This window comes from Ralstonia mannitolilytica, from assembly GCF_000954135.1.
Classification (GTDB): Bacteria; Pseudomonadota; Gammaproteobacteria; order Burkholderiales; family Burkholderiaceae; genus Ralstonia; species Ralstonia mannitolilytica.
Genome location: NZ_CP010799.1, coordinates 1,966,814 through 1,992,129, shown reverse-complemented (window position 1 = coordinate 1,992,129; position 25,316 = coordinate 1,966,814). Strand labels below are relative to the sequence as shown.

The following is a 25,316-nucleotide window of genomic DNA, read 5'->3' as shown; positions in this document are numbered from 1 at the left end:
AGTGCGCGCATTCTAGCAGGTTTGCGTGGCGAAAAACCGCGCCGGAAACCATGCAAGAACTGCACCCAATATGATGCTAAAAGCCTGTTAATTCAGTGATTTTGCACGAACCTGCGCATGCGCAAGGCCCCGCACAACCACCGCCGGGACGGCTTCCTTATCCCATGTACATGCCGCCGTTGACGTGCAGCGTCGAGCCCGTAATGTAGCCCGCCGCCGGCGACGCCAGGAAGGCGACCGCGCTGGCGATGTCCTCGGGCGCACCCAGGCGGCCCAGCGGAATCTGCGCCTTCAGCGCGGTATGTTGCTCCTCCGACAGAACCTTCGTCATGTCGGTATCAATAAAGCCCGGCGCGATGCAGTTCACCGTGATATTGCGGCTGCCGATCTCGCGGGCTAGTGCGCGCGCCATGCCCTCCACACCAGCCTTGGCCGCCGCGTAGTTGGCCTGGCCCGGGTTGCCCGCCGACCCTACCACCGACGTGATGTTGATGATGCGACCGCCGCGCGCCTTCATCATCGGGCGCAGCACGGCGCGCGAGAGGCGGAACACCGCGGAGAGGTTCGTATCGATGACGGAGACCCACTCCTCATCCTTCATGCGCATCGCAAGGTTGTCCTGCGTGATGCCGGCATTGTTGACGAGGATGTTGAGCCCGCCATGCGTCTTGATGGTTTCGTCAATGACGCTTTCACAGCGCGCGGCGTCGTTCACGTTGAGCACCACGCCCGCACCCTTCAGGCCGGCTTCGGCAAAGTAAGCCGTGATGGCCTGCGCACCGCCCTCCGACGTGGCCGTGCCGACCACCGTCGCACCCTGGCGCGCCAGTTCCAGCGCAATGGCACGGCCAATGCCGCGCGAAGCGCCCGTGACGAGCGCGACCTGGTTGTTCAATGCTTGGGTCATACGGATCCCGTTGATTATTTGAGTTGGCCCAGCACAGCTTCCAGCGAAGCCGGATCGAAGATCGCATCGCCGACGATGTCGCCGTCGATACGCTTGGTCAGGCCCGCCAGCACCTTGCCCGGACCGCACTCGACCACGCGGGTGACACCGTCAGCCTTCATCTTCTGCACCGTCTCGACCCAGCGCACCGGCGAAGCGGCCTGGCGCACCAGCGCGTCCTTGATGGCAGCCGGATCATTGACGATGGCGACGTCTACGTTGTTGATGACCGGAATGGCGGGCGCACTGACCGCCACGTTGGCCAGATACTCGCGCAGGCGATCGGATGCCGGCTTGAGCAGCGACGAATGGAACGGCGCCGACACCGGCAGCGGCAGCGCACGCTTGGCACCCTTGGCCTTGGCGATTTCGCAAGCCTTTTCGACGGCGGCCTTGGCACCGGCAATCACGACTTGGGCCGGGGCGTTGAAGTTCACCGCCTCGACCACGCCTGCGGCAGACGCTTCAGCGCAGGCGGCGCGCACATCATCATCCGACAAGCCGAGAATCGCGGCCATGCCGCCCTCGCCCACCGGCACGGCTTCCTGCATCGCCTTTGCGCGAAAGCGCACCAGCGGCACGGCATCCTTGAAGGCGATGGCGCCTGCGGCAACCAGTGCTGAATACTCGCCGAGGCTATGGCCTGCCACGACGGTGGGCGCCGGGCCGCCCGCCGCCTGCCACGCACGGTAGACGGCCACTGCGGCCGTCAGCATGACCGGCTGCGTGTTGGTCGTCAGGTTCAATTCTTCGGCCGGACCTTCGGCGATCAGCTTGCCGATGTCTTGGCCCAGCGCGTCCGAGGCTTCAGCCAGCGTTTCCTTGACGGCGGCGTGGTCGGCAAAGGCATTCAGCATGCCGACCGATTGCGAACCCTGGCCGGGAAAGACGAAAGCGAATGTCATGGCTCGTATTGTGTGTTCTGGAAATCGTCGATCGGGAGATCAGAAGCGCAGCAACGCAGCGCCCCACGTAAAGCCGCCGCCCACGCCTTCGAGCATCACGTGATGGCCGCGCTGGATACGGCCGTCGCGCACGGCGACGTCGAGTGCAAGCGGAATCGAAGCGGCTGACGTATTGCCGTGCTCATCCACCGTCACGATGAGGCGCTCGTTCGAAAGACCCAGCTTCTTGGTCGTGCCCTGCATGATGCGGATGTTGGCCTGGTGCGGAATCAGCCAGTCAACCTGCGAAGCGTCCAGTTCAGCCGCTGCCAACGCCTCGCGTGCGACCTTGTCGAGCACGGTCACGGCCAGCTTGAACACGGCCTGGCCGTCCATGTACAGGAAGGCGCTACCCTGAATCGCACCTGCGGCCACGTTGCCCGGCACGCAGAGGATGTTTGCGTGGCTGCCGTCGGCATGCAGGGCGGTCGACAGGATGCCCGGCTCGTCGGACGCTTGCAGTACCACGGCGCCGGCACCATCACCGAACAGCACGCACGTGGTGCGATCGTTGAAATCGATGATGCGCGAGAAGACCTCGGAGCCGATCACCAACACGTTGCGGTACGCGCCCGAGCGGATGAACTTGTCGGCTGTCGACAGCGCGTAGACGAAGCCGGAACAGACCGCCTGCACGTCAAATGCGGCGCAACCGTTGCTGATGCCGAGCTTCTGCTGCACCAGGCAGGCGGTGCTCGGGAAGACGAAATCCGGCGTGGACGTCGCCACCAGGATCAAATCGAGTTCGGCGCGATCGATGCCGGCTGCTTCGATGGCGCGCTCGGCTGCCTTCACGGCCAGATCGCTGCACGCGACATCGGGCTCAGCAAAATGGCGTGCGCGGATGCCGCTGCGCGAGACGATCCATTCATCGCTGGTCTCGATGCCCTTCTCGGCTAGCTGGGCCGCCAGTTCGTCATTGGTGACCCGCTTGGGCGGCAGGTAGCTGCCCGTACCGATGATCCTTGCGAAACGTGTCATGTGCGGTGGGGTGAAATCTGACTCGGAGGCGACGCGTTCAGGCGGCGTCGGCGGCCGGAGTGGACGTAGAGACGAGCGCAGCACCGGCTGCGTCGTGGTGCGATTCGAAAGCCTGCGCAATGCGGGCGATCACGCCGTTGGCCGCGGCGTCGTAAGCCCGCTTGATGGCCCATTCAAACGCGTAGGCATCGGCCGAGCCGTGGCTCTTGATGACCAGACCACGCAAGCCGAGCAGCGCGGCGCCATTGTAGCGCCGATGGTCCACGCGGCGTTTGAAGCGTGACAGCACCGGGAGCGCCACCAGGGCAAGCAGCTTGGTGAACCAGGAGCGGCTGAACTCCTCACGCAGCATCTCGCCGATCATCTTGGCGAGACCTTCGGTGCTCTTGAGCGCGACGTTCCCGACAAAACCGTCGCAGACGACGATGTCGGTCGTGCCCTTGAAGATATCGTTGCCTTCGACGTTGCCGAAGAAGTTCAGATCGGAGGCGCGCAGCAGCTCACCGGCCTGCTTGACCACCTCGTTGCCTTTGATGACCTCTTCGCCGATGTTGAGCAGGCCGACCGTCGGGCGCGGCTTCTGCTCGACCACCGACACCATCGCCGACGCCATCTGCGCAAATTGCAGCAGGTGCGCGGGCTCGCAGTCGGCATTGGCGCCAAGATCGAGCACCGTGGTGCCGGCGCCCTTCTCGTTCGGGATGGCGGTGGCGATGGCCGGGCGATCAATGCCGTCCAGCGTCTTGAGGACGTAACGCGACACGGCCATCAGCGCACCGGTGTTGCCGGCAGAAACACACGCCTGCGCAGCACCGTCCTTGACCTGATTGATGGCCACGCGCATCGACGAATCTTTCTTCTTGCGCAGCGCGATCTCGACGGGGTCATCCATCGACACCACCTCGGAGGCGGCAACGACATGGACGCGCGGGTTCGCGGTGGCGTGAAGGCGCTTGAGCTGCGCCGCAATGGCATCGGGCTGCCCGACGAGCAGCATTTCGACGTCTTCGTGTGCGGCGAGGAATTGGATCGCTGCAGGGATCGTCACGCCAACGCCGTGATCACCACCCATGCAGTCGATGGCAAGCTTGATGGTCATGCGAGTCTGAGTTGCGGTTTCACGTGCGGCTCCGGCCGTTGGCGCGCGTATGGTACACAAACCCGTACGCTCTGCCGGACTCCGTTCAGCAAAAAAGCGGCAAATTCGCTTGCCGCTTTTTTGTTTGCATCATGAATCTTCGCGTTCAGACCAACCGGACACGCTTGCCAGAGGACTGGCAAAACGCATCAGTCGTTCTTGGTCTTCACAACCTTGCGGCCGCGATAGTAGCCGTTCGGGCTCACGTGGTGACGCAGGTGCACTTCGCCGGTGGTCGGCTCGACAGCGATCGGGGCCGTCGTCAGGAAATCGTGCGAACGATGCATGCCGCGCTTGGACGGCGACTTCTTGTTTTGTTGAACAGCCATGACTGACTCCTAAGCAATTTGATCGATTTTATCACATCACACGGAGCCGGAGCGTAGCCATTCCGGTAGGCGTGTGAAACGGACTGCCATCAGCCCGCGCAATTGCGCGCGCCTAATGTTTGGTTTTCAGGTTGGCCAGCACCGCGAACGGCGACGGCTCTTTCTCGGGTTCGACGTCTTCCGGCAGGATTCCTTCCGGACAGACAGCATGACGCGGCGACACCGGCAGCGCCAGCAGCAGTTCGTCTTCGATCTGCGTGATCAGATCGAAGGTGCGCGAACCGACGATGACATCCGCCTCGTCGTCGTCCAACGGAGCCGCATCGGCCTCCGCTTCGGAGCGAACGACTTCCAGGCGCGTGCGCACCGGCAACGGCTGCTCATAAGCCTTCAGGCAGCGCTGGCACTGCAGCCAGACCGAGCCATCGACCTCGAGATCGACGAAGAGACGCTGACGGGCCGACTCGCCCGCCGTGGCTTCTTCGCGGATCGCGCCCTGCATCTGCCAACGGAACCGCGTATCGGCGTCAACGGGGGCGTCTGCCGCCTGCTCAGCCAGCAGACGCGGCATTTCAGTCAGATTGACCGTGCCGCTCGCCCGCTCACCACTGCGGATGAACGCGAAAAGATCGAATGCACGAAAATCCACGGATCGAACCTGCCAAACGCGTTGCTGTTGATGCACGGAACCGGATGCGCGCCGCACCTTGCGCCACGGCGCCCGGTTTGCGACACTGCGCGGCCAAACCGCGAAACGCGGGATTATAGCGATCAAAAACCTCTGCCGTCAAAAGGTTTTCGCTCGAAATCCACTGCATCTTCAAGCACTTATGACTTCTGCCTCGCGCCCGCCGCTGATTCTCGCCTCCAGTTCCCCTTACCGGCGGGAGCTGCTGGAACGCCTGCGCCTGCCGTTCGAGATCGTGGTGCCGGACATCGACGAGACGCCCGCGCCAGGCGAATCACCGGATCAGACCGCCCTCCGACTGGCCCGTCAGAAAGCGGAGAAAGTTGCCGCCGTGCATCCCGGCGCGCTGGTGATCGGGTCGGACCAGGTCGCCACGCTGGACGGCAAACAGGTCGGCAAGCCTGGCGATCACACCCGAGCGCTGGCACAACTGCGCTGGATGCGTGGCCGCACCGTCACATTCCATTCCGCGTTGTGCCTGTACGACGGCCGCACCGGCCAGCACCAGAGCGACGATATTCGGACGCTGGCAACGTTCCGTAACCTCTCCGACGAGGAACTCGACGCGTACCTGCACCTGGAGCACCCGTACGACGTAGCCGGTAGCGCGAAATCCGAAGGGCTGGGCATTGCCCTGCTGGAACGCGTGGAATCGTCGGACCCGACCGCCCTCGTCGGCCTGCCGCTGATCGCGCTGACCAGCATGCTGCGCAACGTGCATTACCCGCTCTTCGTATAAGCCATGGCCGGCACGCTGTACCTCATTCCAAACACGCTCGGCGCGCGCGATGCAGCCGACCCGCTGCCCGACGTGATTCCCCCTGGTGTTCAGCAGATCACTGCGCGGCTCGATTATTTTGTTGCCGAACACGCCAAGACGGCGCGCGCGCTGCTCAAGAAACTGAGCGAAACCACGCCGCTGGCGCGACCAATGCAGGACATCACGATCCGTGAACTGAACGTCAAGACGCCTGATTCGGAGCTCGAAGCGCTCCTGGCGCCGGTGATTGCGGGGCAGGATGCAGGGCTCATGTCAGAAGCCGGGGTACCGGCGGTGGCCGATCCGGGCGCGAATCTCGTGCGCCTTGCGCATCGGCACGGCGTCCGCGTCAAACCACTGGTCGGGCCGAGCTCCATCCTGCTCGCGGTGATGGCGTCCGGTCTGAACGGCCAGAGCTTTGCGTTCAACGGCTATCTGCCTGTCGATGCCGGCGAACGCAAGACCCGGCTGCGGGCGCTCGAACAGTTGTCCCGCTCGGTGGGGCAAACCCAGGTGTTCATCGAGACGCCGTACCGCAACGGCGCGCTGCTCGACGCCATCCAGGCGGCCTGCGCGCCCGGTACGCTCTTGTCGATTGCCGTGGACCTGACGCTGCCCAGGGAGCACGTCGTCACGCTACCCGTGAGCGACTGGCGCACCGACCGCATCGACCTGCACAAGCGGCCGGCGATCTTTTCGCTGCTGGCGCGCTGATTACTCCTTCATCACCAGCTTGAGCTGGCCCGTGTTGGCCAGCGCCTTCACCGCGCCGGCGCCGATCGCGGTGCCGAGCTTGCGCGCCACACGCGAGGCGAAGTTCTCCTTGACGGTGTAATCGACGACATCCGGGGCCTTCAGGACGCTGCGCGCGACAAAATCGGCGCTGCCGATGGCATCGGCGAGCCCCAGGTCGACCGCCTTCGCACCGGTCCAGAACAGGCCGGTGAACAGGGTCGGATCATCCTTCAGGCGGTTGCCGCGCCCCTGCTTGACCACGTCGATGAACTGCTGGTGCACCTGGTCGAGCATCTCCTGGGCGTACTGTTTCTGCTGCGGCTGCACGGGCGAGAACGGATCGAGCATCCCTTTGTTTGAACCGGCAGTGAGCAGACGGCGCTCTACGCCCACCTTGTCCATCAGGCCGGTAAAGCCGAAGCCATCCATCAGTACACCGATCGAGCCGACGATACTCGCCTTGTCGACATAGATCTTGTCGGCAGCCGCCGCCACGTAGTACCCGCCGGAGGCGCACATCTCTTCCACCACCACATACAGCGGGATGTTCTTGTGCTTCGCGCGCAGGCGGCGGATCTCGTCGTTGATCATGCCGGCCTGCACGGGCGAGCCGCCCGGGGAATTGATCTTCAGGATCACACCGACCGTGTTGCTGTCAGCAAAGGCAGCCTGCAGCGACGCGTTGATGTTTTCTGCGCTCGCGTTCGTATTGGCGGCGATCTCGCCGTCGAGCGTCACCAGCGCCGTATGGCGGCCGGTGCTGACGGTCTCGCCCTCGAAGCTTGCGAAGGCGTAGAAGAGCACCCCCATGATCCCGAGCGTCACGAATCGGAAGAAGATCCGCCAGCGGCGCGCGGCGCGTTGTTCACGGATGGTCGCCATCAGGACCTTTTCCAGCACCTCGCGCTCCCAACCGCCCACCTGCGACGATGCGGCGCCCGCAGGACCGGCTGCCAGCTTTCCCGCGGCCGGATCGCGTAGCTCGGCTTCCAGCGGGTGATCGGCGTGCTGAGTGATTTCTAGGGCTTCGGGCTTGCCCGCACCGTCATCCGGTGTGCGGTCGGGCCCTTTCGTGGGAATCGGGTCGTTCATAGGCAGCAAGAAAAATTGAGCAAGAGTCGGTCACGGCGTCATGCCTGTGGCAGCGGTGCCGGGGTCGGGGCAGGCGCGCGGAACAATGCACCGGGCTGCCACCAGACCGCGCCATCGCGCTCGGCCACATCGAGCTTGGACAGATGCGCCCCACGGCACGGACCGCCCACGCAGCGGCCCGAGTCCGGTTCGTAGATGGCGCCGTGCGTGGCGCACATCAGATACAGGCCCGAGCTTTCAAAAAACTGACCTTCCTGCCAGTCCATCTCCATCGGCACGTGCGCACATTGGTTCAGATAACCGTGCACCGCGCCGGCGTAGCGGACAACGAAGGCACTCACGAGGCGGCCGCGCACATCCACCTGGAACCGCACACCCCGGCCTCCGTCCTCCAGCGCGCCGCTGTCGCAGATACGAACCGGTTCAGCGATGTCAGGCATGTTGCGAGAGCCATTGGTGGAGGTCGGAGACGGACTTCGCACAGTACAGCGGCGTGAGCGCATGCAGCACGTCCGCCGGGTGTGCGCCATAGGTGACAGCGACCCCGGCAGCACCGGCATTGAGGGCCATCTGCAGGTCGTGCGTGGTATCGCCGATCATCAGCGTGCGTTCGACATCCATGCCGAGATCGCGCGTGAGCTCCAGCAGCATGGCCGGGTGGGGCTTCGAAAACGTCTCATCGGCGCAGCGCGTGTTGTCGAACACGCCGGTGAGGCCGGTGACCTCGAGCGCACGCTGAAGCCCCACGCGCGACTTCCCTGTTGCCACCGCAAGCAAATAGTTGTCCCGGCGCAGTGCATCGAGCATCTCGCGCACGCCCGGAAACAGCACGAGATGGGCGTCACGGCTCAGGTAGTGAAAGCGGTACCGCTCGGCCAGCTTGCCATAGTCGGCCGGATCCAGCGTGGGCACTGCGTATTCGAGGGCATCTCGCAAGCCCAGCCCGATCACGTGGCTCGCGCGCGTATCGTCCGGCACCGGCAGGCCGAGGTCCCGGCACGCAAGCTGGATCGACCGCGTGATGGCTGGCGTCGAGTCCATCAACGTGCCATCCCAGTCGAAGACGATCAGATCAAAGCGCTGCTGCGGCATCGGAATCAGAGTCGGAAGATTGGAAAGCGTTGAGGAAGGCGGCGCACTCGGCTGGCAACGGCGCGCTGAAAGTGACGACTTCCCCGCTTTGCGGATGTGTGAGTTGCAGACGGTGTGCGTGGAGGAACATCCGCGCCAGCCGTGGCGACGCATTGGCGCGGGATAGCGCCTTGTTCAGCGCAAAATCGCCGTACTTGTCGTCGCCCAGGATCGGGAAACCGGCATGCGCCAGATGCACACGAATCTGGTGCGTGCGACCGGTCTTCAGTTCCGCTTCGAGCAACGTGTACGACCCGAACACCCCCACCTTGTTGAAGATCGTGTGCGACGGCTGCCCGTCTGCCTGCACGCGGACGCGCCGTTCGCCCTCAGGCGTCGTGAATTTGTGCAGCGCTGCCTTGATGTGCTGGCGCTTGTGCGGCCACACGCCCTTCACCGCGGCAAAGTAGCGCTTGTCGAGACGCCCTTCCCGGATCTGCTCATGCAGCGCCACCAGCGCCGAGCGCTTCTTGGCCAGCACGAGCACGCCAGAGGTTTCGCGGTCCAGACGATGCACGAGTTCGAGGAACTTCGCTTCCGGCCGGGATTGACGCAGCTGCTCGATCACCCCAAACGCCACGCCCGACCCCCCATGCACGGCGACCCCGGCGGGCTTGTCGATCACGAGCAGATGGGCATCTTCGTGGAGGATCGTGAATTCGGTGGCAGGAATCGCACGCGGCGCTTCGGCCTGCCGGGCCACCCGCAGCGGCGGAATACGGACCAGATCGCCGTGCTTCAAGCGATATTCGGCGTCGATGCGGCCCTTGTTCACGCGCACCTCGCCGGAGCGCAGGATGCGGTAGATATGGCTTTTAGGCACACCCTTGGCCAGGCGCATCAGGAAATTGTCGATGCGTTGCCCTTCGGCGTCGTCTCCGATCTCGACATAGGCGACGGATTTGCCGTCGAGTGCGTCACGTACCGCCTGTTGAATGCGGCCATCAAATGGATGGCGTAACTCATTCATTTTCAATATAATTTTCTCGCTGGACAGTCGTTTAAGCGCCAGCAAGAGCCGGTCGGGACGAAACAACAGCTATTGTACACAGCCACCGTTTCCGTCCGGAATCTGCCGATCCGAGGCCCACTTGTGCTACAAAGCTAGTCACGTGGCCGGCCCGATCGGCACGAAAGCAGCACGCACCGCTGTCCCACCGCGCAAGATGTGAACCAAAGATCACGTCGGCAACGTCGGTCAGCGTAGAACGAGCAGCTGGTAGAACAGAATTCAAAGGCGGGCGCCAATGGAACTCCATACGGCGCCCGCTTGGTGAAAGAAGCCCTTGCCGCACCAAGTTTGGTGCCGGCCGGCTGAACATCCGGTTACCGCATTGCCATGGCGGTCCGGCGGCAAAACTCCAACAAGCAGCACGCCGCCCGATTCGCCCGCCGCGGGTTTCGCCCGGACAGGCCGTCCGTCAATTCGCTCTTTGTGGTCGCTTCACGCGACTCGCCGCCGCCGGCCCGCCCGCCCCTACAAGGAACGCGCTGGGTCCGAGGCTCGAGTGACAGGACGCGCAACTCGGCGCCGACCGCGCCGTTGCATTCCGCCCCTGGCATCCATGGTGACGCGTGTAACGCCCTCATTTCTTTCGCCCGTGCCCCGTCGCGCTTGTGTGCCGGCCGACACCTTGGCAATTCGTTGACCACCCGCTCCGCCTTCGCGTGCTCCATGAAGCGCCGTGCATGCACGGCATTGGAGTGAGGTAGCAATGAAACGCATGTTGTTCAATGCGACGCAGCAGGAAGAGCTGCGCGTCGCGATTGTCGACGGTCAGAAACTGATCGACATCGACATCGAAACCGCCGGACGCGAGCAGCGCAAAGGCAACATCTACAAGGGTGTCATCACCCGCATCGAACCGTCGCTGGAGGCATGCTTCGTCAACTACGGCGAAGAGCGGCACGGCTTTCTCCCCTTCAAGGAAGTCGCCCGCGCCTACTTCAAGGATGGCGTGGACGTGCGTTCGGCGCGCATCCAGGATGCGCTCTCCGAAGGCCAGGAGTTGATCGTCCAGGTGGAAAAGGAAGAGCGCGGCAACAAGGGCGCGGCCCTGACCACGTTCATCTCGCTGGCCGGCCGCTACCTGGTGCTGATGCCGAACAACCCGCGCGGCGGCGGCGTATCGCGCCGCATCGAGGGCGAAGACCGCCAGGAACTGCGCGAGACGATGGCGCAGCTGCAAGTGCCGGACGGCATGAGCATCATCGCCCGCACCGCCGGTATCGGCCGCTCGGCCGAAGAACTGCAGTGGGACTTGAACTACCTGATGCAGCTGTGGAAGGCCGTCGACGGCGCTGCGCAGGAGAACAAGGCTCCGCTGCTGATCTATCTCGAATCGAGCCTGGTGATCCGCGCGATTCGCGATTACTTCCAGCCGGATATCGGCGAAATCCTGATCGACACGGACGATATCTACGATCAGGCCCGCGCCTTCATGAGCGTGGTGATGCCCGACAACATGAATCGGGTGAAGAAATACCGCGACGACGTCCCGCTGTTCTCGCGTTTCCAGATCGAACACCAGATTGAATCGGCGTACTCGCGCATGGTGATGCTTCCTTCAGGCGGCGCCATCGTGATCGACCATACCGAGGCGCTGGTCGCCATCGACGTGAACTCGGCGCGCGCCACCAAGGGCGCCGACATCGAGGAAACCGCGCTGCGCACGAACCTCGAGGCGGCCGACGAGATCGCCCGCCAGCTCCGTCTGCGCGACCTGGGTGGCCTGATCGTGATCGACTTCATCGACATGGAGTCGAGCAAGGCCCAGAAGGATGTCGAGACCCGCCTGAAAGACGCGCTGCGCCACGACCGCGCCCGCGTGCAGATGGGCAAGATCAGCCGCTTCGGCCTGATGGAGCTGTCACGCCAGCGCCTGCGTCCGTCGCTGTCGGAAGGCTCGCACGTCACCTGCCCGCGCTGTAACGGCACCGGCCACATCCGCGATACCGAATCGTCCGCCCTGCAGGTGCTGCGCATTATCCAGGAAGAGGCGATGAAGGAAAACACCGCCGCCATCCACTGCCAGGTGCCGGTGGAAGTGGCTGCGTTCCTGCTCAACGAGAAGCGCCCGGACATCAACCTGATCGAGACGCGCTTCAAGGTCAATGTGCTGCTGATCCCGAACAAGCATCTGGAGACGCCGCACTACAAGCTCGAGCGCCTGCGCCACGACGATCCCCGCCTGGACGACAACAAGGCCAGCTACAAGATGGCCGAAGAGGCCGCCAAGGAACTGGAAGCCGACACCGCGTACAGCACCCGCAAGGAAGCGGCCAAGCCGCGCCAGGAAGCGGCCGTCAAGGGCATCACGCCGGAGCAGCCCGCTCCCGTGTCGGTGCCACGCGCCGAGCGCCCGGCCCGCGCCGAGGCTGCCCCGGCTCCGCAGGCGCCCGCTCCGGTGCCTGCGCAGGGTGGCTTTGTGTCGTGGCTGAAGTCGCTGTTTGGCGCCAAGCCGGCCGAGCCCGTGGTGGCTGCGCCGGTCCAGGCACCAAAGCAACGTGCGGAAGACGGCAACCGCCAGGGCCGCGGCAATCGCCAGGAGCGCGGTGCGCGTAACGGCCAGCGTGGCGAACGTGGCGAGCGCCAGGGCCAGAACGGCCGCGACGCCAACCGTCAAGGCCGCGACCGCAACGAGGCCCGCGAGGGTCAACAAGCGGGCCAACAGCAGGGCCAGCGCGATGGACAACGCGACAACCAGCGGGGCAACCGCGACCGCAACCGCCAGCCGGCTCAAGCGGACAGTGCTGCACGGGAGACTGCGGACGCCCGCCAGCCGCAGCAGGGCCAGGAGGTCCGAGGTGAAGGCCAGGGCCGTCGCGAACGCAATCAGGAACGTCGCGAGCGCCAGCCCCGCGAGGGCCGTGAGCCGCGTGAGGCCCGCGAAGGCCGCGAGCCGCGCGAAAACCGCGATCGCGATCAGCAAGCCAAGGAAGCCGCCCACGCCGCAGCCGCCGCCACCGTGGAAGGCCTGATCGACCCGACGGGTACCGCTGAGGTGCCGCAGCCGCCCGTGGAAGCAGCGGTGCTGGCAGAAGCCGCGGGCCTGGAAGGCGCCGCACCGGCGGAAGGCACGGGTGAGGGCGAAGAGCGCCGCCGCCGCGGTCGCCGTGGTCGCAACCGCTATCGCCGTGACCGTGAAGGCGCGGAAGGCGTGCGCGCAGAGGGCGAAAGCGCGGAAACCGCAGAGGAAAGGGAAGCGGTTGGCGAAACCTACACCGAGCCTGCCGTGCCCGCCACGGTGACGGAATCGGTGCAGCCCGCCTCGTTGGCGCCCGTAGAAGCGCCGGCGCCGGTGGTCCACGAGCCCGTGCAGGCCGCAGAAGCCGTGGCGCCTGTGTCCGCGATGCCGAGAACGCAGCCGGTCGAACCGGTCGCGACACCGGCACCGGCACCGGCAGCCGACGTGACGCACGAGGCGATCGTGACGGCGTTTGCCGAAGTGCCCGCGCCGGTGAGCACGGTGGCCAAGGCCTCGCCGCTGCCGATCGAGACGCTGCAAAGCGTGCTGGCCAACGCCGGCATGACGTGGGTCCACACAGACGCGCAAAAGCTGCAAGCCGCGCAGGAAGAAGCCGCGCGTGCCGTCACACCGCCGCGTGTGCCGCGCGAACGCAAGCCGCTGCCGCCGATCCAGCAGGGTCCGATGATCCTGGTCGAGACCAACCGCCCCGCGGGTGGCGCAGACCAGCAGTAAGCAGGTGATGTTTCCGGCGGTTGCCGCCGGCGCATGACCCTGGGGCGGCTTCGGCCGCCCTTTTTCCTGTGTGCTGCGCGTGCGGGGGCATCTGTACTCCCCCGCGCGAAACAGGGGCTGCGCTACACTCGAAGCTGTATCGGGCGCAATCCGCTTCGGTGGATTGACGCACTGCACCGCACCATGACCGAAACCGTCATTCCCCTCTACGATCTGCGCGATATCCGTGATGGCCAGCACCACCGGGCCACGGTGCCTTCGGTGCCGGACGTGCTCGTCCCGGCGCAGGGCTGGCTGGCGGATACGCGCGGCCGCCGCTTGCACGACCTGCGCATTTCGGTGACAGACCGCTGCAATTTCCGCTGCGTGTACTGCATGCCGAAAGACGTGTTCGACAAGGACTACCGCTTCTTGCGGCATTCCGAGCTGCTGTCGTTCGAAGAGATCGAGCGCATGGCGCGGCTGTTCATCGAGCACGGCGTCGAAAAGATTCGCCTTACCGGCGGCGAGCCGCTGCTGCGCAAGAACATCGAGCGCCTGGTCGAGATGCTGGCCCGCCTGACCACCGCGGAAGGCAAGCCGCTCGACCTGACGCTCACCACCAACGGCGCCCTGCTCGCGCGCAAGGCGCAGTCCCTCAAAGACGCGGGCCTCACGCGCGTGACGGTCAGCCTCGACGGCATCGATGACGCGACGTTCCGCCGCATGAACGACGTGGACTTTGCCGTCGGCGAGGTGCTGCACGGCATCGAAGTCGCGCAGCGGGTCGGCCTGGCGCCGATCAAGGTCAACATGGTCGTCAAGAAAGGCGACAACGATGACCAGATCGTGCCGATGGCGCGCCACTTCCGCGCAAGCGGCGTCGTCCTGCGTTTTATCGAGTACATGGATGTGGGCACGACCAACCACTGGGACATGCGCTACGTCGTGCCGTCGGCCGAGGTGATCCAGCGCCTGTCAGCGGAGTTTGCCCTGGAACCGCTGTCGGCCAACTACAGCGGCGAGACAGCCGAGCGGTGGCGCTACGCCGATGGCGCGGGCGAGATCGGCGTGATCTCCAGCGTGACGCAGGCGTTCTGCCACGATTGCACACGCGCGCGCCTGTCCACCGAGGGCAAGCTGTACCTGTGCCTGTTCGCGACCGAAGGCTTCGACTTGCGTGCGCTGCTGCGGGGCGGGGCCAGCGACCTCGAACTCTCCAACGCCATTCGCGGCATCTGGCAAGGCCGCGCCGACCGCTATTCCGAACTGCGCGCGAGTGGCCAAGCCCAGCCGGCCGGGCGACGCATCGAAATGTCCTATATCGGCGGCTGAGCCCGCCCGCATCCAACACATGATTCCGACTTCCGACATCACCGGCCTGGTCCTCGCCGGCGGCCGGGGCAGCCGCATGGGCGGCGTCGACAAGGGGCTGCAGACGTTTCGTGGCGCCCCGATGGCGATGCACACGCTGCTGCGCCTGTCGCCGCAAGTGGACCACGTGCTCATCAATGCTAACCGCAACCTGGCTGCGTACGAGTCGTTCGGTGTCCCGGTGGTGGTGGATTCGGTGCCGGACTTTGCCGGCCCGCTGGCGGGCATCCTGGCCGGGCTGGAGCAGTGTCAGACGCGCTACCTGCTCACCGCGCCGTGCGATTCGCCGTTCGTGCCGACCGATCTGGCGGCGAGGCTGTCGGAGGCCATCGAAGCCAACGACGCGCGCATCGCCATGCCGGTCACGACGGAGCCCGACGCGCAAGGCGAGCCGCGCCGCCAGGTCCAGCCCGTCTTCTGCCTCATCGATACGCTGCTCGCCGACGACCTGATCGCCTATCTGCAAGGCGGCGGCCGCAAGATCGAAAGCTGGGCGGCGCGGCACGCGACGGTGGAAGTGCCGTTCGACGACGCGTCCGCCTTCGCCAACATCAATACGCTGGAAGAACTGCATCACCTGGCCGGGCGCCGGTAGCACGCCCCTACCGCCTGACGGCCATCGATCTTCACCGACGTCATGACCACTCTTGCCTCCGTCGTTTCCTGCCTCTCCGACTACGACCCGAACGCGCTGCCCGTGGCGCAGGCGCAAGCCATCATGCGCGACTTCGTGCAGCCCGTGGGCGGCGTGGCGCGCGTGCCGATCCGCAGCGCCCTCGATCGTGTGCTTGCCCAAGACGTGCTGTCGACCATCGACGTGCCCGCGCACGACAACTCCGCCATGGACGGTTTCGCCTTTGCCGGCGCCGAACTGGCGCGCGGCGACGGCGACGTTGCGTTGCGCGTGATCGGCACCGCGTACGCAGGCATTGCGTTCGACGGAACGCCCGGCGCCGGTGAAGCGGTGCGCGTCATGACCGGCGCCGTCATGCCCAGCGGCTGCGACACGGTCATCCCGCAGGAATTCACGCAAGGCGATGCCGACACCGTCCGCTTTGCGCGCGACGCCGTGCGCGTGGGCGACAACCGCCGCCTGCGCGGCGAAGACCTCGCCAAGGGAAGCGCGGCATTGTCCGCGGGCCGGATCCTCCGCCCGGCCGACCTCGGCCTGCTCGCCTCGCTCGGCATTGCGGAGGTGCCAGTCCGCCGGAAGCTGCGCGTGGCGTTCTTCTCGACCGGCGACGAGCTGCGTTCCATTGGTGAACCGCTCGATGCTGGCTGCGTGTACGACTCGAACCGGTACACGCTGCACGGCATGCTCTCGCGCCTGGGCGTGGAGCTCCTTGACATGGGCGTCGTGCGCGACGACCCGGCCGCCCTGGAAGCCGCGTTTCGCACGGCCGCGGAAAACGCCGACGCGATCATCACCTCCGGCGGCGTCTCGGTCGGCGAGGCCGACTTCACCAAGCAGATGATGGCCAAGCTCGGCGACGTGACGTTCTGGAAGATCGCCATGCGCCCCGGCCGGCCGATGGCATTCGGCCGGATCACGTCAAATGGCCACAGCGCCTTTCTGTTCGGCCTGCCCGGCAATCCGGTGGCGGTGATGGTGACGTTCTATCACTTCGTGCGCGGCGCCCTGCTGCGCATGATGGGCGCCAACGAACCCGGCGCGCCGCTGGTACCGGCGATCAGCGCGGCGCCCATCCGCAAGCGCCCCGGCCGCACGGAATATCAGCGCGCGATCGCCGCCCTGAACGATCGAGGCCAGCTCGAAGTTCGCCTGACCGGGCAGCAAGGTTCTGGCGTGCTGCGCTCCATGAGCGAAGCCAACTGCTTTGTCGTGCTTGGTCATGATCAGGGCCAGGTCAACGCCGGCGACGCCGTGCAGGTGCTGCTCTTCGACGGCCTGGTCTGAGCGGCGTGGCCGCAACGACCCTTGCGCCGCAGGCAATGCGGCATGCTGTCGGTTTTTTGCGTCACCCACAGGGCGCGGGTATCGGCGCATCGGTCGATTCGCTACACTTTGCGCCAGTTTGATTGTTCGGATTTGCCTGAGCTTGAGTAATGCCATGATGACCAAGGAGATTGCCTACCTTCACCCGGCCCACACCGCGCGCGCGCTGGTGCTGGTGTATCTGTGTTTTTCGCTGCCGGTCGTGGGGCTGTTCTTCTTCGTCGGCTTCGTGCGCTACGGTGAACTGCCGACGGTCGTTGTGCTCAGCGGCCTGATCCTGAATGCGCTCGTCGGCTTCGGTGCCCTGTGGCTCGCCTGCCGCGCCTACAACTGGGTGGCGGCGCGTTTCGGCGGTATCGAAATCGTGCTGCGCGACGTGCCCGAAGAAGCCTGATCCCAGGTGTCTGGCCAGACAAGAAGGGGCGGAAATTTCCGCCCCTTTGCTTTTGCTGACGCGCGTTACTCCGCTTCGGTTTCGTCGTCGACCGGCGACGCGGTTCCCAGGCCCAGTACGTTCTGCGCCGAGTCGCTCGGCAACGCTTCCACTGCCTTGAGCTTGCGGTTCATCTGGCGCGTACGCACTTCGGCTTGCTCGATGTTGCTGACGGCGCGCTCGAGCGTTTTCTTGGTCGCGGCCAGCACGTCACCGAACTTGCCGAATTCGCTCTTGACCGCGCCGAGGACCTGCCACACCTCGCTGGAGCGCTTTTCCAGCGCCAGCGTACGGAACCCCATCTGCAGGCTGTTCAGGATGGCGGTCAGCGTGGTCGGCCCTGCCACCGTCACGCGGAATGTGCGCTGCAATGCGTCCGTCAGGCCCGGGCGGCGCAACACCTCGGCATACAGGCCCTCAGTCGGCAGGAAGAGGATCGCAAAGTCGGTGGTGGCGGGCGGCGCGATGTACTTCTCGTGGATGGTTTGCGCTTCCTTGCGGACCGCCACCTCGAGTTCGCGGCTGGCAGCCGCGGCGGCTTCCGCGTCGGCGCGTTCCTGTGCGTCGACCAGGCGCTCGTACTGCTCCTTCGGAAACTTGGCGTCGATGGGCAGCCAGACGGTGGCGTCGCGGTCGGCATCGGTCTTGCCAGGCAGGCGGATCGCAAATTCGACGCGGGCGCCGGTACCACGCACGGTCTCGACGTTCTTGTCGTACTGCTCGGGCGTGAGCATCTGCTCGAGCAGCATCTCGAGCTGGACTTCGCCCCACGTGCCGCGCGTCTTCACGTTGGTCAGCACCTTCTTCAGGTCGCCCACGCCCTGGGCCAGTGCCTGCATTTCGCCCAGGCCGCGGTGCACCTGTTCGAGCCGGTCCGACACCAGCTTGAACGATTCGCCCAGGCGCTGTTCGAGCGTGGCATGCAGCTTCTCGTCCACGGTGCGGCGCATCTCGTCGAGCTTGATCGCGTTGTTGGCCTCGATGTCCTTGAGCTTCTGCTCGAGCGTGGCCCGCACCTCCGACAGGCGGCGCTCGTTGCCTTCGGCCAGCTGGGCGAGCTGCTGCTGCATCGTGTCGCCAAACCGGCGCAGCGCGTTGCCCTGCTCTTCGCGGGCCTGCTGGGCCTGCTGCTGCAGGCTCTGGCGCACGGCTTCGAGCTGCTGAGTATTCGTCTCGGTCAGCTTCGTGAGCTGCTGGGCGAACGTGTCGATCTGGTTGTTCTGCAGCGTGGCGACGCTGGTCAGCTGCGTGGCCAGCACCTGCTGGAACTGCCCGAGCTGCTGGGTCACGTCGCTGCGTCCGATGCGCGCGGTTTCGCCGATCTCGCCGCGCAATTCGCGTTCAATGCGCTCGTTGCCACGCGCCAGCTCTTCGCGCAGCGCATTGAACATCGGCGACACATCATGCGTTGCCGGGCGTGACACGCCGCGCCAGATCAGCACACACAGCACGGCCACCACGGCCACGCCAAGCAAGGTCAGAAGAGCCATCCAATCCATACGGGCGTTCGATCAGGCAGAGGTGCGCCGCACGGCCAGCGCATCCGGGTTCAAAAGGTTGGGCGGCTGCCCGGCGTGCGGCCCAAAGCCGAGCGCCGCGATCAGGTTGTCCGCCGCGAGGTTCGCCATGCCCAGGCGCGTGCCATGCGTGGCACTGGCGATATGCGGCGTGAGCGCGACATGCTCGGCCTCCAGCAGCGCCGGATGCACCTTCGGCTCTCCCTCGTATACGTCGAGGCCCGCTGCGAAGATGCGCTTCTCGGCCAGTGCCTGCGCCAGCGCCGCATCATCGACGATGCCGCCACGCGCGAGGTTCACCAGCGTCGCGCTCGGCTTCATCTGCGCCAGCTCGGCCGCGCCGATCGCGTGGTGGCTTTCCGGCGAATACGGCAGCACGAGCACGAGATGGTCGGCCTGCCGGAGCAGCGCTTCCTTGCTGACGTAGGTCGCGCGCGTCTGCTGTTCGATCTCGGGCGCGAGGCGGCTGCGGTTGTGGTAGAGCACGCGCATCGAAAAGCCGCTCGCCCGACGCGCCAGCGCCTGGCCGATGCGGCCCATGCCCAGGATGCCCAGCGTGGTGCCATGCACTTCGGCGCCGAGGAACATGTCGTACGTCCAGCGCTTCCAGTGCCCCGCACGCAGCCAGCGCTCGGACTCCGACACACGGCGTGCAGCGGCCATCAGCAGAGCCCAGCCGAAATCGGCCGTCGTCTCGGTCAGGATGTCCGGCGTGTTCGTGGCAAGGATGCCCGCACGCGTCATCGCCGGCAGGTCCAGGTTGTTGTAGCCGACCGCCATGTTGGCGACGGCGCGCAGTGTCGGCACGCGGGTGATGAGATCGGCGTCGATGGTGTCGGCCGCGTTGGCGAGCAGCCCGACCCGGCCCTGCAGGCGCTCGGCCAGCGCTTCGGGCGGAAACACCGCATCGGCCTGGTTGTCGACCACGTCGAAAACTTCGCGCAGCCGCTCCAGCACTTCCGGAAACAGCGCACGCGTCACGAGGATTCCAGGTTTCATTGGTTGCAACCCCGTTCGGTTAGCGGAAGAAGAGGAAGGTCATCAAGACGAAGATCGGTACCAGGATGCCCACCGACCACAGCATGTAGCCAAAGAAGCTCGGCATCTGCAGCCCCCGGCTTTCGGCAATCGCCTTGACCATCAGGTTGGGGGCATTCCCGATGTAGGTGTTGGCCCCCATGAACACGGCGGCCGCTGAAATGGCCGCCAAGGTGGCCGCGCCCTCGCTCATCAGCATCTGCGCATCTCCGCCGGCAGTGTTGAAGAACACGAGATACGTCGGCGCATTGTCCAGGAACGACGACAGCAGGCCCGTGGCCCAGAAGTACATCGCATTGTTGGGCTGCCCCGCACCATCGTTGACCATGCGCACAATGCCCGCGAACGGGCCGTCCACACCTGCCTTGAGCATGGCAATGACGGGCCCGATGGTGATGAAGATGCCGGCGAACAGCTTGCCGACCTCCAGAATGGGCTCCCAGTTGAACTCGTTGCCGGCGCGTGCCCCGGCGGGCGTGAGTCCCAGCGACAGCAGCGCGACCACCACCAGGCCGATGTCGCGCACCGCGTTCTGCAGCAGCACCTCGGTGCCCATGACGTGGAAGGCGATGCCGGGCTTCCACAGGCCGCTCATCAGCACGAGTGCCAGGATGCCGGCCAACAGGACGAAATTGACCTTGCCCTCGAAGCGCAGGGGGCCCGCGTCGTCGGGTGTCGGGTCGGTGATGCCGGGCAGCTCCTCCTTGCCGGCACGGTAGAAGTAGCTGTCGAGCACAAAGAAGATGGCCAGCAACAGCAGCCACATCATCAAGGTCTGGCGCCAGAGATGCTGGGTCGTCCAGAAGAAGTCGACGCCCTGCAGGAAGCCGAGGAAAAGCGGCGGGTCGCCCAGCGGCGTCAGCGCCCCGCCGGCGTTGGCCACCAGGAAGATGAAGAACACGACGACATGGGTGCGATGGCGGCGCGCATCGTTTGCGCGCAGCAGCGGACGGATCAGCAGCATGGCTGCGCCCGTCGTTCCCATGATGCTGGCAAGCCCCGTGCCGAGCGCGAGCAGCCCCGTGTTGAGCTTGGGCGTACCGTGCAGGTTGCCCCGAATGCAGATGCCTCCTGCCACCACGTACAGCGCGGCAATCAACGCGATGAACGGGATGTACTCGGCCAGCGCGGCATGCACGACAGATGCGACAGCGGCTTCCCCGCCAAACGCCATCCCGAACGGCACAAGAAACAGCACGGCCCAGGCGGCTGCGATCTTGCCGTAGTGGTCGTGCCACAGCCTGGGCGCCAGCAGCGGGGCGATGGCGATCGACAGCAGAATGCCGGCGAACGGCATGGCCCATGCCAGGGACAGCTGCGCACCGTTGACATCGGCTGCACGCGCCAGGCCACATACAAACAGGAAGACAAGGGGCCAGAGGCGTTTCACGTAGGCGTTCTCCTAAGCACTGGCGCGCTGCGAGGCCACGCGCCGAACAAGCAAAGACGCCAGTGTAAACGCCTGGGGCCTGCCGCCCCGCAAACGTCCATCCAGGTTTGAGGAAACGGCAGGCCCCCGCGAACAAGGCCCAGCAGGCCGACGCGAATGTCAGGCGCCCGACACAACGATCACATGCACGCGATACGGGCCATGTGCGCCCAGCACGATCGTCTGCTCGATATCACCCGTGCGCGACGGCCCGCTGATGACGTTGGTGGCGCGCGGCAGCTCGCCCCGCTCTGCGCGCATCAGCGCATAGGCGTCTTCCAGCGTGGCGACGATGCGCGACTGCGGAACCACGGCGATATGCGTCTCGGGCAGCAGCGCCGTGGAGGCGACGTTCTCCGGCCCCGATAGCAGCATCAGCGAGCCCGTCTCGGCAATCGCGCAGAAGCAGCCCGTGATGCCGACAAGGTCGCCGTGCGCCTGATCGGCTTGCGGCTCGCGGATGGGCGGACGGAACTCGACCGCAATGCCTGCCGCGGCCCAGTCGAGCGACTGCAGCGTCGTCCAGGCCACGGCGCGCGGCGCCAGCCCCAGACCGGACAGATAGCGCGCCGCCGCAGCCGGCACATCGGCCAGCGTGGCAACTGTGTCCAGCGTGGAGGCCATCTTCGTCGCCTGCCCGGCAAAGTGGCCGGCAAGGTTGTCGGGCATCGGCGGGCGCGGACCGGCCGGATGGCGCGCCAGATAATCCGCCACGGCGTCGCGCTCGCCCTGCGTCGGCTGCTCGGGACGATGCTGCGCATTGCGGATGCGCGCGAAGATGGCGTCGCGGGCGCGACTCGTGTCGAGCGGGTCGGCTGGGGTGTCCGGTCGTGTATCCATGGCGGCTCCGAAAGATCGGTCGATTATACGAGCCGTGCGCGCGCCCACCCGGCCGCTCCATTGAAACTTATTCGGCGCCCGCGTGAGCCTTATTGCACGCCGAAGACCTGTTTCAGATAGGTCAGATAGGCCGGGTCGTCGCACATCGTCTTCTCGGGTGCGTCCGACAGCTTGGCCACGGGCTGGCCATTGCAGCGGACCATCTTGATGACGATCTGCAGCGGCGTGTACCCGAGGTCGTTGGTGAGGTTCGTCCCCACGCCGAACGCGAGCTTGCAGCGGCCCCGGAAGCGCTCGTACAGGCCGATGACCTTCGGCATGTCAAGGCTGTCGGAAAAGATCAGCGCCTTGGATTTCGGGTCGGTGCGCATGCCTTCGTAGTGCTGGAGCATGCGTTCGCCCCATTCGAACGGGTCGCCCGAGTCATGCCGCACGCCGTCGAAGAGCTTGCAGAAGAACATGTCGAAATCGCGCAGGAAGGCGTCAAAGCCGTAGGTGTCCGACAGGGCGATACCGAGATCGCCGCGGTATTCCTTGGCCCACGTTTCCAGAGCGAACGTCTGGGAATCGCGCAGCCGCGGGCCGAGCGCCTGGCAGGCCTGCAGGTATTCGTGCGCCATCGTGCCCAGCGGCGTCATGCCGTGCTTCATGGCGAAATAGACGTTGCTGGTGCCCGCATACTGGCCGCCGAGCTGCGCGCGCGTCTCGAGCAGCACGTGCTCGTGCCAGGTATGCGAGAAGCGGCGGCGCGTGCCGTAATCGGCAATGCGGCAGTCTTCCAGGCCGGGACGCTGGAGCGTGGCGAGCTTGTCGGTCAGGCGGCGCTTGCCCTCCTCCCACTGCGGATGCGTCTGCGTGCGGCTGAAATAGACCTCGTTGACGATCGCCAGCACCGGCACCTCGAACATGATCGTGTGCAGCCACGGCCCGGCGATGACGATCTCGATCTGCCCGTCGTTGCCGGGCGCAGGGCGCACGTCGATGTATTTTTCGTTGAGGTGGAAGAGGCCGAGAAAATCGACGAAATCGCTCTTGATGAAGCGCAAGCCGCGCAGGTAGTCGAGCTCCGCCTCGGTAAAGCGCAGCGTGCAGAGATGGCGGATTTCCGCACGAATCTCTTCGATGAAGGGCACCAGGTCCACGCCGGTATTGCGACACTTGAAACGGTATTCAACGTGCGCGCCGGGAAAGTGGTGCAGCACCACCTGCATCATCGTGAATTTGTACAGATCGGTGTCGAGCAGCGAGCGGATGATCATCGGATGGCTAAAAAACCCAGGGACTGGGCGTCATGCTAACCGAAGCCCGCCGCAGCGCCAGGTGGGGCGCACAAATCTCCTCCAAAACGCGACCTTTAGCCGGCGGCGCGGGCGGGGAACCCCTTGATTCCGCTATAATTTCCGGTTTCCGACCGGATTTTTGCACCATGGAAGCAGAACGCCTCAATGCCATCCAGAACACGTTGGCCGACCTGAAGTCGCGCGCCGACGAACTTCGGAGGTATCTTTGACTACGACGTCAAGTCTGAACGTCTAGCCGAAGTCGACAAAGAGCTCGAAGACCCCGAGGTCTGGAACGACCCGAAACGCGCCCAGGAACTGGGCCGCGAGAAGAAATCGCTTGAGAACGTCGTGCTGGCGCTGACCAAGCTGGACGCAGACCTCACCGGCGCCGCCGAGCTGTTCGAGCTGGCCCGCGAGGAAGGCGACGACGACACCATCGAAGCCATCGAGGCCGACACCGCCGGCATGCGCGCCATCGTCGAAGACATGGAATTCCGCCGCATGTTCTCTGGCCCGATGGACGCCGCCAATTGCTTCATCGACATCCAGGCCGGCGCCGGCGGCACCGAGGCGTGCGACTGGGCGTCGATGCTGCTGCGCCAGTACCTGAAGTACTGCGAACGCAAGGGCTTCAAGACCGAAGTGCTGGAAGAGTCCGAAGGCGACGTGGCCGGCATCAAGAGCGCATCGATCAAGGTCGAAGGCGAATACGCGTTCGGCTTCCTGCGCACCGAGACCGGCGTGCACCGCCTGGTGCGCAAGTCGCCGTTCGACTCCGCGGGGGGCCGGCACACGTCGTTCTCGTCGATCTTCGTGTATCCGGAAGTCGACGACTCGATCGAGATCGAGATCAACCCGGCGGACCTGCGCGTCGATACGTACCGCGCATCCGGCGCCGGCGGCCAGCACATCAACAAGACAGATTCTGCCGTGCGGATCACGCACATCCCGACCGGTATCGTCGTGCAGTGCCAGAACGACCGCTCGCAGCACCGCAACCGCGCCGAGGCGATGACGATGCTGAAGTCTCGCCTGTACGAGCACGAGCTGCGCAAGCGCCAGGCCGAGGCCGACAAGCTCGAAGCCTCCAAGACCGACGTGGGCTGGGGCCACCAGATCCGCTCCTACGTGCTGGACCAGAGCCGCATCAAGGACCTGCGCACGAACGTGGAAATCTCCAACACGCAGAAGGTGCTGGACGGCGATCTCGATGCCTTCATCGAGGCGAGCCTGAAGCAAGGCGTCTGACCTCCAAGGCGAGCACCATGGCTGACACGTCCCTGTTCATCGTGACCGGCGCCTCCCGCGGCCTCGGCGCCGCGCTGGTCCAGGCGCTGATGCAGCCCGGCAATCGCCTCGTCTGCGCGGCGCGCGGCGACAACGCCGAACTTCGCGCGCAGGCGTCGGCAGCCGGCGTGGCGCTCGACTGGCATCAGGTCGACCTCTCCGACGCGCATGCCGCGGAGGCGTGGATGACCAAGACGCTGGCCGCCCTGCCCGCCCATCAGAACGTGACGCTGGTGCTCAATGCCGGCGCCGTCGAGCCGATCGGCGCGATCGACATGCTGCGCGCCGACACGCTGCTGCCGCACCTGCAACTGAACCTGGCCGGCCCCATGGCGCTGACGGCCGCCCTGCTGCGCGGCACCGCCGGCTGGAATGCGCAGCGCCGCGTGCTGGCGATCTCGTCGGGCGCCGCGCGCCGCCCGATCGCCGGCTGGGCTGCGTATTGCACCGGCAAGGCGGGGCTCGACATGTTCGTGCGCGCCATCAACGCGGATGGCGATGCCAGCGTACGGGCCGTGGCACTGGCCCCCGGCGTCATCGACACCGACATGCAGCGCACGATCCGGGGCGCAAGCTTTGCCGGCGTGCAGCGCTTCCGCGACCTGCATGCGCACGGAGAACTGGTTTCGCCACAGGACGCGGCCGCGCGCATCGCCGCTTACCTTGCCCGCCCTGACTTTGGTGCGACCGAACTCGACGACCTGCGTCACTACGCGTAACCCGCACGCCTGA

At 65.5% G+C, this 25,316-nt stretch carries 24 protein-coding genes; 9 read left to right on the top strand and 15 right to left on the bottom strand.

Annotated features, from left to right (window positions below; all coding sequences use genetic code 11):
- Nucleotides 1-157: 157 nt before the first annotated feature.
- From fabG to TK49_RS09460, 6 genes are all read right to left on the bottom strand, one after another.
- On the bottom strand, nucleotides 158-907 hold the full coding sequence (gene fabG, locus TK49_RS09485) for a 3-oxoacyl-ACP reductase FabG (protein WP_045786461.1): 750 nt from the start codon (nucleotides 905-907) through the stop codon (nucleotides 158-160).
- A gap of 14 nt (nucleotides 908-921) precedes the next feature.
- Nucleotides 922-1,851 (bottom strand): ACP S-malonyltransferase, encoded by a 930-nt coding sequence (fabD, locus tag TK49_RS09480; protein ID WP_045786460.1) that lies wholly within the window; start codon nucleotides 1,849-1,851, stop codon nucleotides 922-924.
- 39 nt (nucleotides 1,852-1,890) lie between these two features.
- A complete protein-coding gene (locus TK49_RS09475; RefSeq protein WP_045786459.1) occupies nucleotides 1,891-2,871 on the bottom strand; it encodes a beta-ketoacyl-ACP synthase III in 981 nt (326 codons plus the stop codon).
- Nucleotides 2,872-2,908: 37 nt separating this feature from the next.
- Entirely contained in the window at nucleotides 2,909-3,970 is a 1,062-nt protein-coding gene (plsX, locus tag TK49_RS09470; protein WP_045786458.1) for a phosphate acyltransferase PlsX, read from the bottom strand.
- Nucleotides 3,971-4,158: 188 nt separating this feature from the next.
- Nucleotides 4,159-4,338 carry a 50S ribosomal protein L32 gene (gene rpmF / locus TK49_RS09465; RefSeq protein WP_003268823.1) on the bottom strand — a complete coding sequence of 60 codons (180 nt, stop codon included), beginning with the start codon at nucleotides 4,336-4,338 and terminating at the stop codon, nucleotides 4,159-4,161.
- A 112-nt stretch (nucleotides 4,339-4,450) separates the two neighbouring features.
- A complete protein-coding gene (locus TK49_RS09460; RefSeq protein WP_045786457.1) occupies nucleotides 4,451-4,987 on the bottom strand; it encodes a YceD family protein in 537 nt (178 codons plus the stop codon).
- Nucleotides 4,988-5,168: 181 nt separating this feature from the next.
- On the opposite strand from TK49_RS09460, the gene TK49_RS09455 reads away from it, so the two are divergent.
- Both TK49_RS09455 and TK49_RS09450 read left to right on the top strand, forming a co-directional pair.
- A complete protein-coding gene (locus TK49_RS09455; protein ID WP_045786456.1) occupies nucleotides 5,169-5,765 on the top strand; it encodes a Maf-like protein in 597 nt (198 codons plus the stop codon).
- 3 nt (nucleotides 5,766-5,768) lie between these two features.
- Complete coding sequence (locus tag TK49_RS09450; RefSeq protein WP_045786455.1) at nucleotides 5,769-6,500, top strand: SAM-dependent methyltransferase; 732 nt, start codon at nucleotides 5,769-5,771, stop codon at nucleotides 6,498-6,500.
- Here the strand turns inward: TK49_RS09450 and TK49_RS09445 are convergent, their stop codons facing one another.
- From TK49_RS09445 to TK49_RS09430, 4 genes are read right to left on the bottom strand one after another with little or no spacing between them, the layout of a single operon-like run.
- Nucleotides 6,501-7,613: a S49 family peptidase gene (locus TK49_RS09445; protein WP_045786454.1), complete on the bottom strand. Its 1,113-nt coding sequence runs from the start codon at nucleotides 7,611-7,613 to the stop codon at nucleotides 6,501-6,503.
- A gap of 38 nt (nucleotides 7,614-7,651) precedes the next feature.
- Entirely contained in the window at nucleotides 7,652-8,053 is a 402-nt protein-coding gene (locus TK49_RS09440; RefSeq protein WP_045786453.1) for a Rieske (2Fe-2S) protein, read from the bottom strand.
- Nucleotides 8,046-8,705, bottom strand: a complete 660-nt coding sequence (locus tag TK49_RS09435; RefSeq protein ID WP_045786452.1) for an HAD-IA family hydrolase — start codon at nucleotides 8,703-8,705, stop codon at nucleotides 8,046-8,048. The genes TK49_RS09440 and TK49_RS09435 overlap by 8 nt, the downstream gene beginning before the upstream one ends.
- Nucleotides 8,686-9,714 (bottom strand): RluA family pseudouridine synthase, encoded by a 1,029-nt coding sequence (locus TK49_RS09430; RefSeq protein ID WP_045786451.1) that lies wholly within the window; start codon nucleotides 9,712-9,714, stop codon nucleotides 8,686-8,688. The genes TK49_RS09435 and TK49_RS09430 overlap by 20 nt, the downstream gene beginning before the upstream one ends.
- A 745-nt stretch (nucleotides 9,715-10,459) precedes the next feature.
- Here TK49_RS09430 and TK49_RS09425 point away from each other — a divergent pair.
- The 5 genes from TK49_RS09425 to TK49_RS09405 all read left to right on the top strand — a co-directional run bounded on the left by TK49_RS09425 (nucleotide 10,460) and on the right by TK49_RS09405 (nucleotide 17,151).
- Complete coding sequence (locus TK49_RS09425; RefSeq protein WP_045786450.1) at nucleotides 10,460-13,447, top strand: Rne/Rng family ribonuclease; 2,988 nt, start codon at nucleotides 10,460-10,462, stop codon at nucleotides 13,445-13,447.
- A gap of 183 nt (nucleotides 13,448-13,630) precedes the next feature.
- Nucleotides 13,631-14,761 carry a GTP 3',8-cyclase MoaA gene (gene moaA / locus TK49_RS09420; protein ID WP_045786449.1) on the top strand — a complete coding sequence of 377 codons (1,131 nt, stop codon included), beginning with the start codon at nucleotides 13,631-13,633 and terminating at the stop codon, nucleotides 14,759-14,761.
- Between the two features lie 19 nt (nucleotides 14,762-14,780).
- Nucleotides 14,781-15,395, top strand: a complete 615-nt coding sequence (mobA, locus tag TK49_RS09415; protein WP_045786448.1) for a molybdenum cofactor guanylyltransferase MobA — start codon at nucleotides 14,781-14,783, stop codon at nucleotides 15,393-15,395.
- A gap of 42 nt (nucleotides 15,396-15,437) precedes the next feature.
- Nucleotides 15,438-16,718, top strand: coding sequence for a molybdopterin molybdotransferase MoeA (moeA, locus tag TK49_RS09410; protein WP_045786447.1), 1,281 nt, complete (start codon nucleotides 15,438-15,440; stop codon nucleotides 16,716-16,718).
- A gap of 154 nt (nucleotides 16,719-16,872) precedes the next feature.
- Nucleotides 16,873-17,151: a hypothetical protein gene (locus TK49_RS09405; RefSeq protein WP_045786446.1), complete on the top strand. Its 279-nt coding sequence runs from the start codon at nucleotides 16,873-16,875 to the stop codon at nucleotides 17,149-17,151.
- A gap of 65 nt (nucleotides 17,152-17,216) precedes the next feature.
- On the opposite strand, the gene TK49_RS09400 is transcribed toward TK49_RS09405, so the two are convergent.
- The 5 genes from TK49_RS09400 to pncB all read right to left on the bottom strand — a co-directional run bounded on the left by TK49_RS09400 (nucleotide 17,217) and on the right by pncB (nucleotide 23,273).
- On the bottom strand, nucleotides 17,217-18,689 hold the full coding sequence (locus TK49_RS09400; RefSeq protein ID WP_045786445.1) for a DNA recombination protein RmuC: 1,473 nt from the start codon (nucleotides 18,687-18,689) through the stop codon (nucleotides 17,217-17,219).
- A 12-nt stretch (nucleotides 18,690-18,701) separates the two neighbouring features.
- A complete protein-coding gene (locus tag TK49_RS09395; protein ID WP_045786444.1) occupies nucleotides 18,702-19,706 on the bottom strand; it encodes a 2-hydroxyacid dehydrogenase in 1,005 nt (334 codons plus the stop codon).
- A 19-nt stretch (nucleotides 19,707-19,725) separates the two neighbouring features.
- On the bottom strand, nucleotides 19,726-21,135 hold the full coding sequence (locus TK49_RS09390; protein WP_045786443.1) for a sodium:proton antiporter: 1,410 nt from the start codon (nucleotides 21,133-21,135) through the stop codon (nucleotides 19,726-19,728).
- 159 nt (nucleotides 21,136-21,294) lie between these two features.
- Entirely contained in the window at nucleotides 21,295-22,014 is a 720-nt protein-coding gene (locus TK49_RS09385; protein WP_045786442.1) for a LutC/YkgG family protein, read from the bottom strand.
- 89 nt (nucleotides 22,015-22,103) lie between these two features.
- Nucleotides 22,104-23,273: a nicotinate phosphoribosyltransferase gene (gene pncB / locus TK49_RS09380; protein ID WP_045786441.1), complete on the bottom strand. Its 1,170-nt coding sequence runs from the start codon at nucleotides 23,271-23,273 to the stop codon at nucleotides 22,104-22,106.
- A gap of 167 nt (nucleotides 23,274-23,440) precedes the next feature.
- Here pncB and prfB point away from each other — a divergent pair.
- Both prfB and TK49_RS09370 read left to right on the top strand, forming a co-directional pair.
- Nucleotides 23,441-24,545, top strand: a protein-coding gene (gene prfB, locus TK49_RS09375; RefSeq protein ID WP_096745095.1) for a peptide chain release factor 2 whose coding sequence is annotated in 2 segments (ribosomal slippage) — nucleotides 23,441-23,521 and nucleotides 23,523-24,545 — 1,104 coding nt in all. Because the reading frame shifts where the segments join, the coding sequence is not laid out codon by codon here.
- Nucleotides 24,546-24,562: 17 nt separating this feature from the next.
- Nucleotides 24,563-25,303, top strand: a complete 741-nt coding sequence (locus TK49_RS09370; protein WP_045786440.1) for an SDR family oxidoreductase — start codon at nucleotides 24,563-24,565, stop codon at nucleotides 25,301-25,303.
- Nucleotides 25,304-25,316 lie beyond the last annotated feature (13 nt).

Excerpts from the sequence above, each read along its gene's own strand:
- fabG (WP_045786461.1), bottom strand. The coding sequence starts at position 907 with ATGACCCAAGCATTGAACAACCAGGTCGCGCTCGTCACGGGCGCTTCG.
- fabD (WP_045786460.1), bottom strand. The coding sequence starts at position 1,851 with ATGACATTCGCTTTCGTCTTTCCCGGCCAGGGTTCGCAATCGGTCGGC.
- TK49_RS09475 (WP_045786459.1), bottom strand. The coding sequence starts at position 2,871 with ATGACACGTTTCGCAAGGATCATCGGTACGGGCAGCTACCTGCCGCCC.
- plsX (WP_045786458.1), bottom strand. The coding sequence starts at position 3,970 with ATGACCATCAAGCTTGCCATCGACTGCATGGGTGGTGATCACGGCGTT.
- rpmF (WP_003268823.1), bottom strand. The coding sequence starts at position 4,338 with ATGGCTGTTCAACAAAACAAGAAGTCGCCGTCCAAGCGCGGCATGCAT.
- TK49_RS09455 (WP_045786456.1), top strand. The coding sequence starts at position 5,169 with ATGACTTCTGCCTCGCGCCCGCCGCTGATTCTCGCCTCCAGTTCCCCT.
- TK49_RS09450 (WP_045786455.1), top strand. The coding sequence starts at position 5,769 with ATGGCCGGCACGCTGTACCTCATTCCAAACACGCTCGGCGCGCGCGAT.
- TK49_RS09445 (WP_045786454.1), bottom strand. The coding sequence starts at position 7,613 with ATGAACGACCCGATTCCCACGAAAGGGCCCGACCGCACACCGGATGAC.
- TK49_RS09440 (WP_045786453.1), bottom strand. The coding sequence starts at position 8,053 with ATGCCTGACATCGCTGAACCGGTTCGTATCTGCGACAGCGGCGCGCTG.
- TK49_RS09435 (WP_045786452.1), bottom strand. The coding sequence starts at position 8,705 with ATGCCGCAGCAGCGCTTTGATCTGATCGTCTTCGACTGGGATGGCACG.
- TK49_RS09430 (WP_045786451.1), bottom strand. The coding sequence starts at position 9,714 with ATGAATGAGTTACGCCATCCATTTGATGGCCGCATTCAACAGGCGGTA.
- TK49_RS09425 (WP_045786450.1), top strand. The coding sequence starts at position 10,460 with ATGAAACGCATGTTGTTCAATGCGACGCAGCAGGAAGAGCTGCGCGTC.
- moaA (WP_045786449.1), top strand. The coding sequence starts at position 13,631 with ATGACCGAAACCGTCATTCCCCTCTACGATCTGCGCGATATCCGTGAT.
- mobA (WP_045786448.1), top strand. The coding sequence starts at position 14,781 with ATGATTCCGACTTCCGACATCACCGGCCTGGTCCTCGCCGGCGGCCGG.
- moeA (WP_045786447.1), top strand. The coding sequence starts at position 15,438 with ATGACCACTCTTGCCTCCGTCGTTTCCTGCCTCTCCGACTACGACCCG.
- TK49_RS09405 (WP_045786446.1), top strand. The coding sequence starts at position 16,873 with ATGATGACCAAGGAGATTGCCTACCTTCACCCGGCCCACACCGCGCGC.
- TK49_RS09400 (WP_045786445.1), bottom strand. The coding sequence starts at position 18,689 with ATGGATTGGATGGCTCTTCTGACCTTGCTTGGCGTGGCCGTGGTGGCC.
- TK49_RS09395 (WP_045786444.1), bottom strand. The coding sequence starts at position 19,706 with ATGAAACCTGGAATCCTCGTGACGCGTGCGCTGTTTCCGGAAGTGCTG.
- TK49_RS09385 (WP_045786442.1), bottom strand. The coding sequence starts at position 22,014 with ATGGATACACGACCGGACACCCCAGCCGACCCGCTCGACACGAGTCGC.
- pncB (WP_045786441.1), bottom strand. The coding sequence starts at position 23,273 with ATGATCATCCGCTCGCTGCTCGACACCGATCTGTACAAATTCACGATG.
- TK49_RS09370 (WP_045786440.1), top strand. The coding sequence starts at position 24,563 with ATGGCTGACACGTCCCTGTTCATCGTGACCGGCGCCTCCCGCGGCCTC.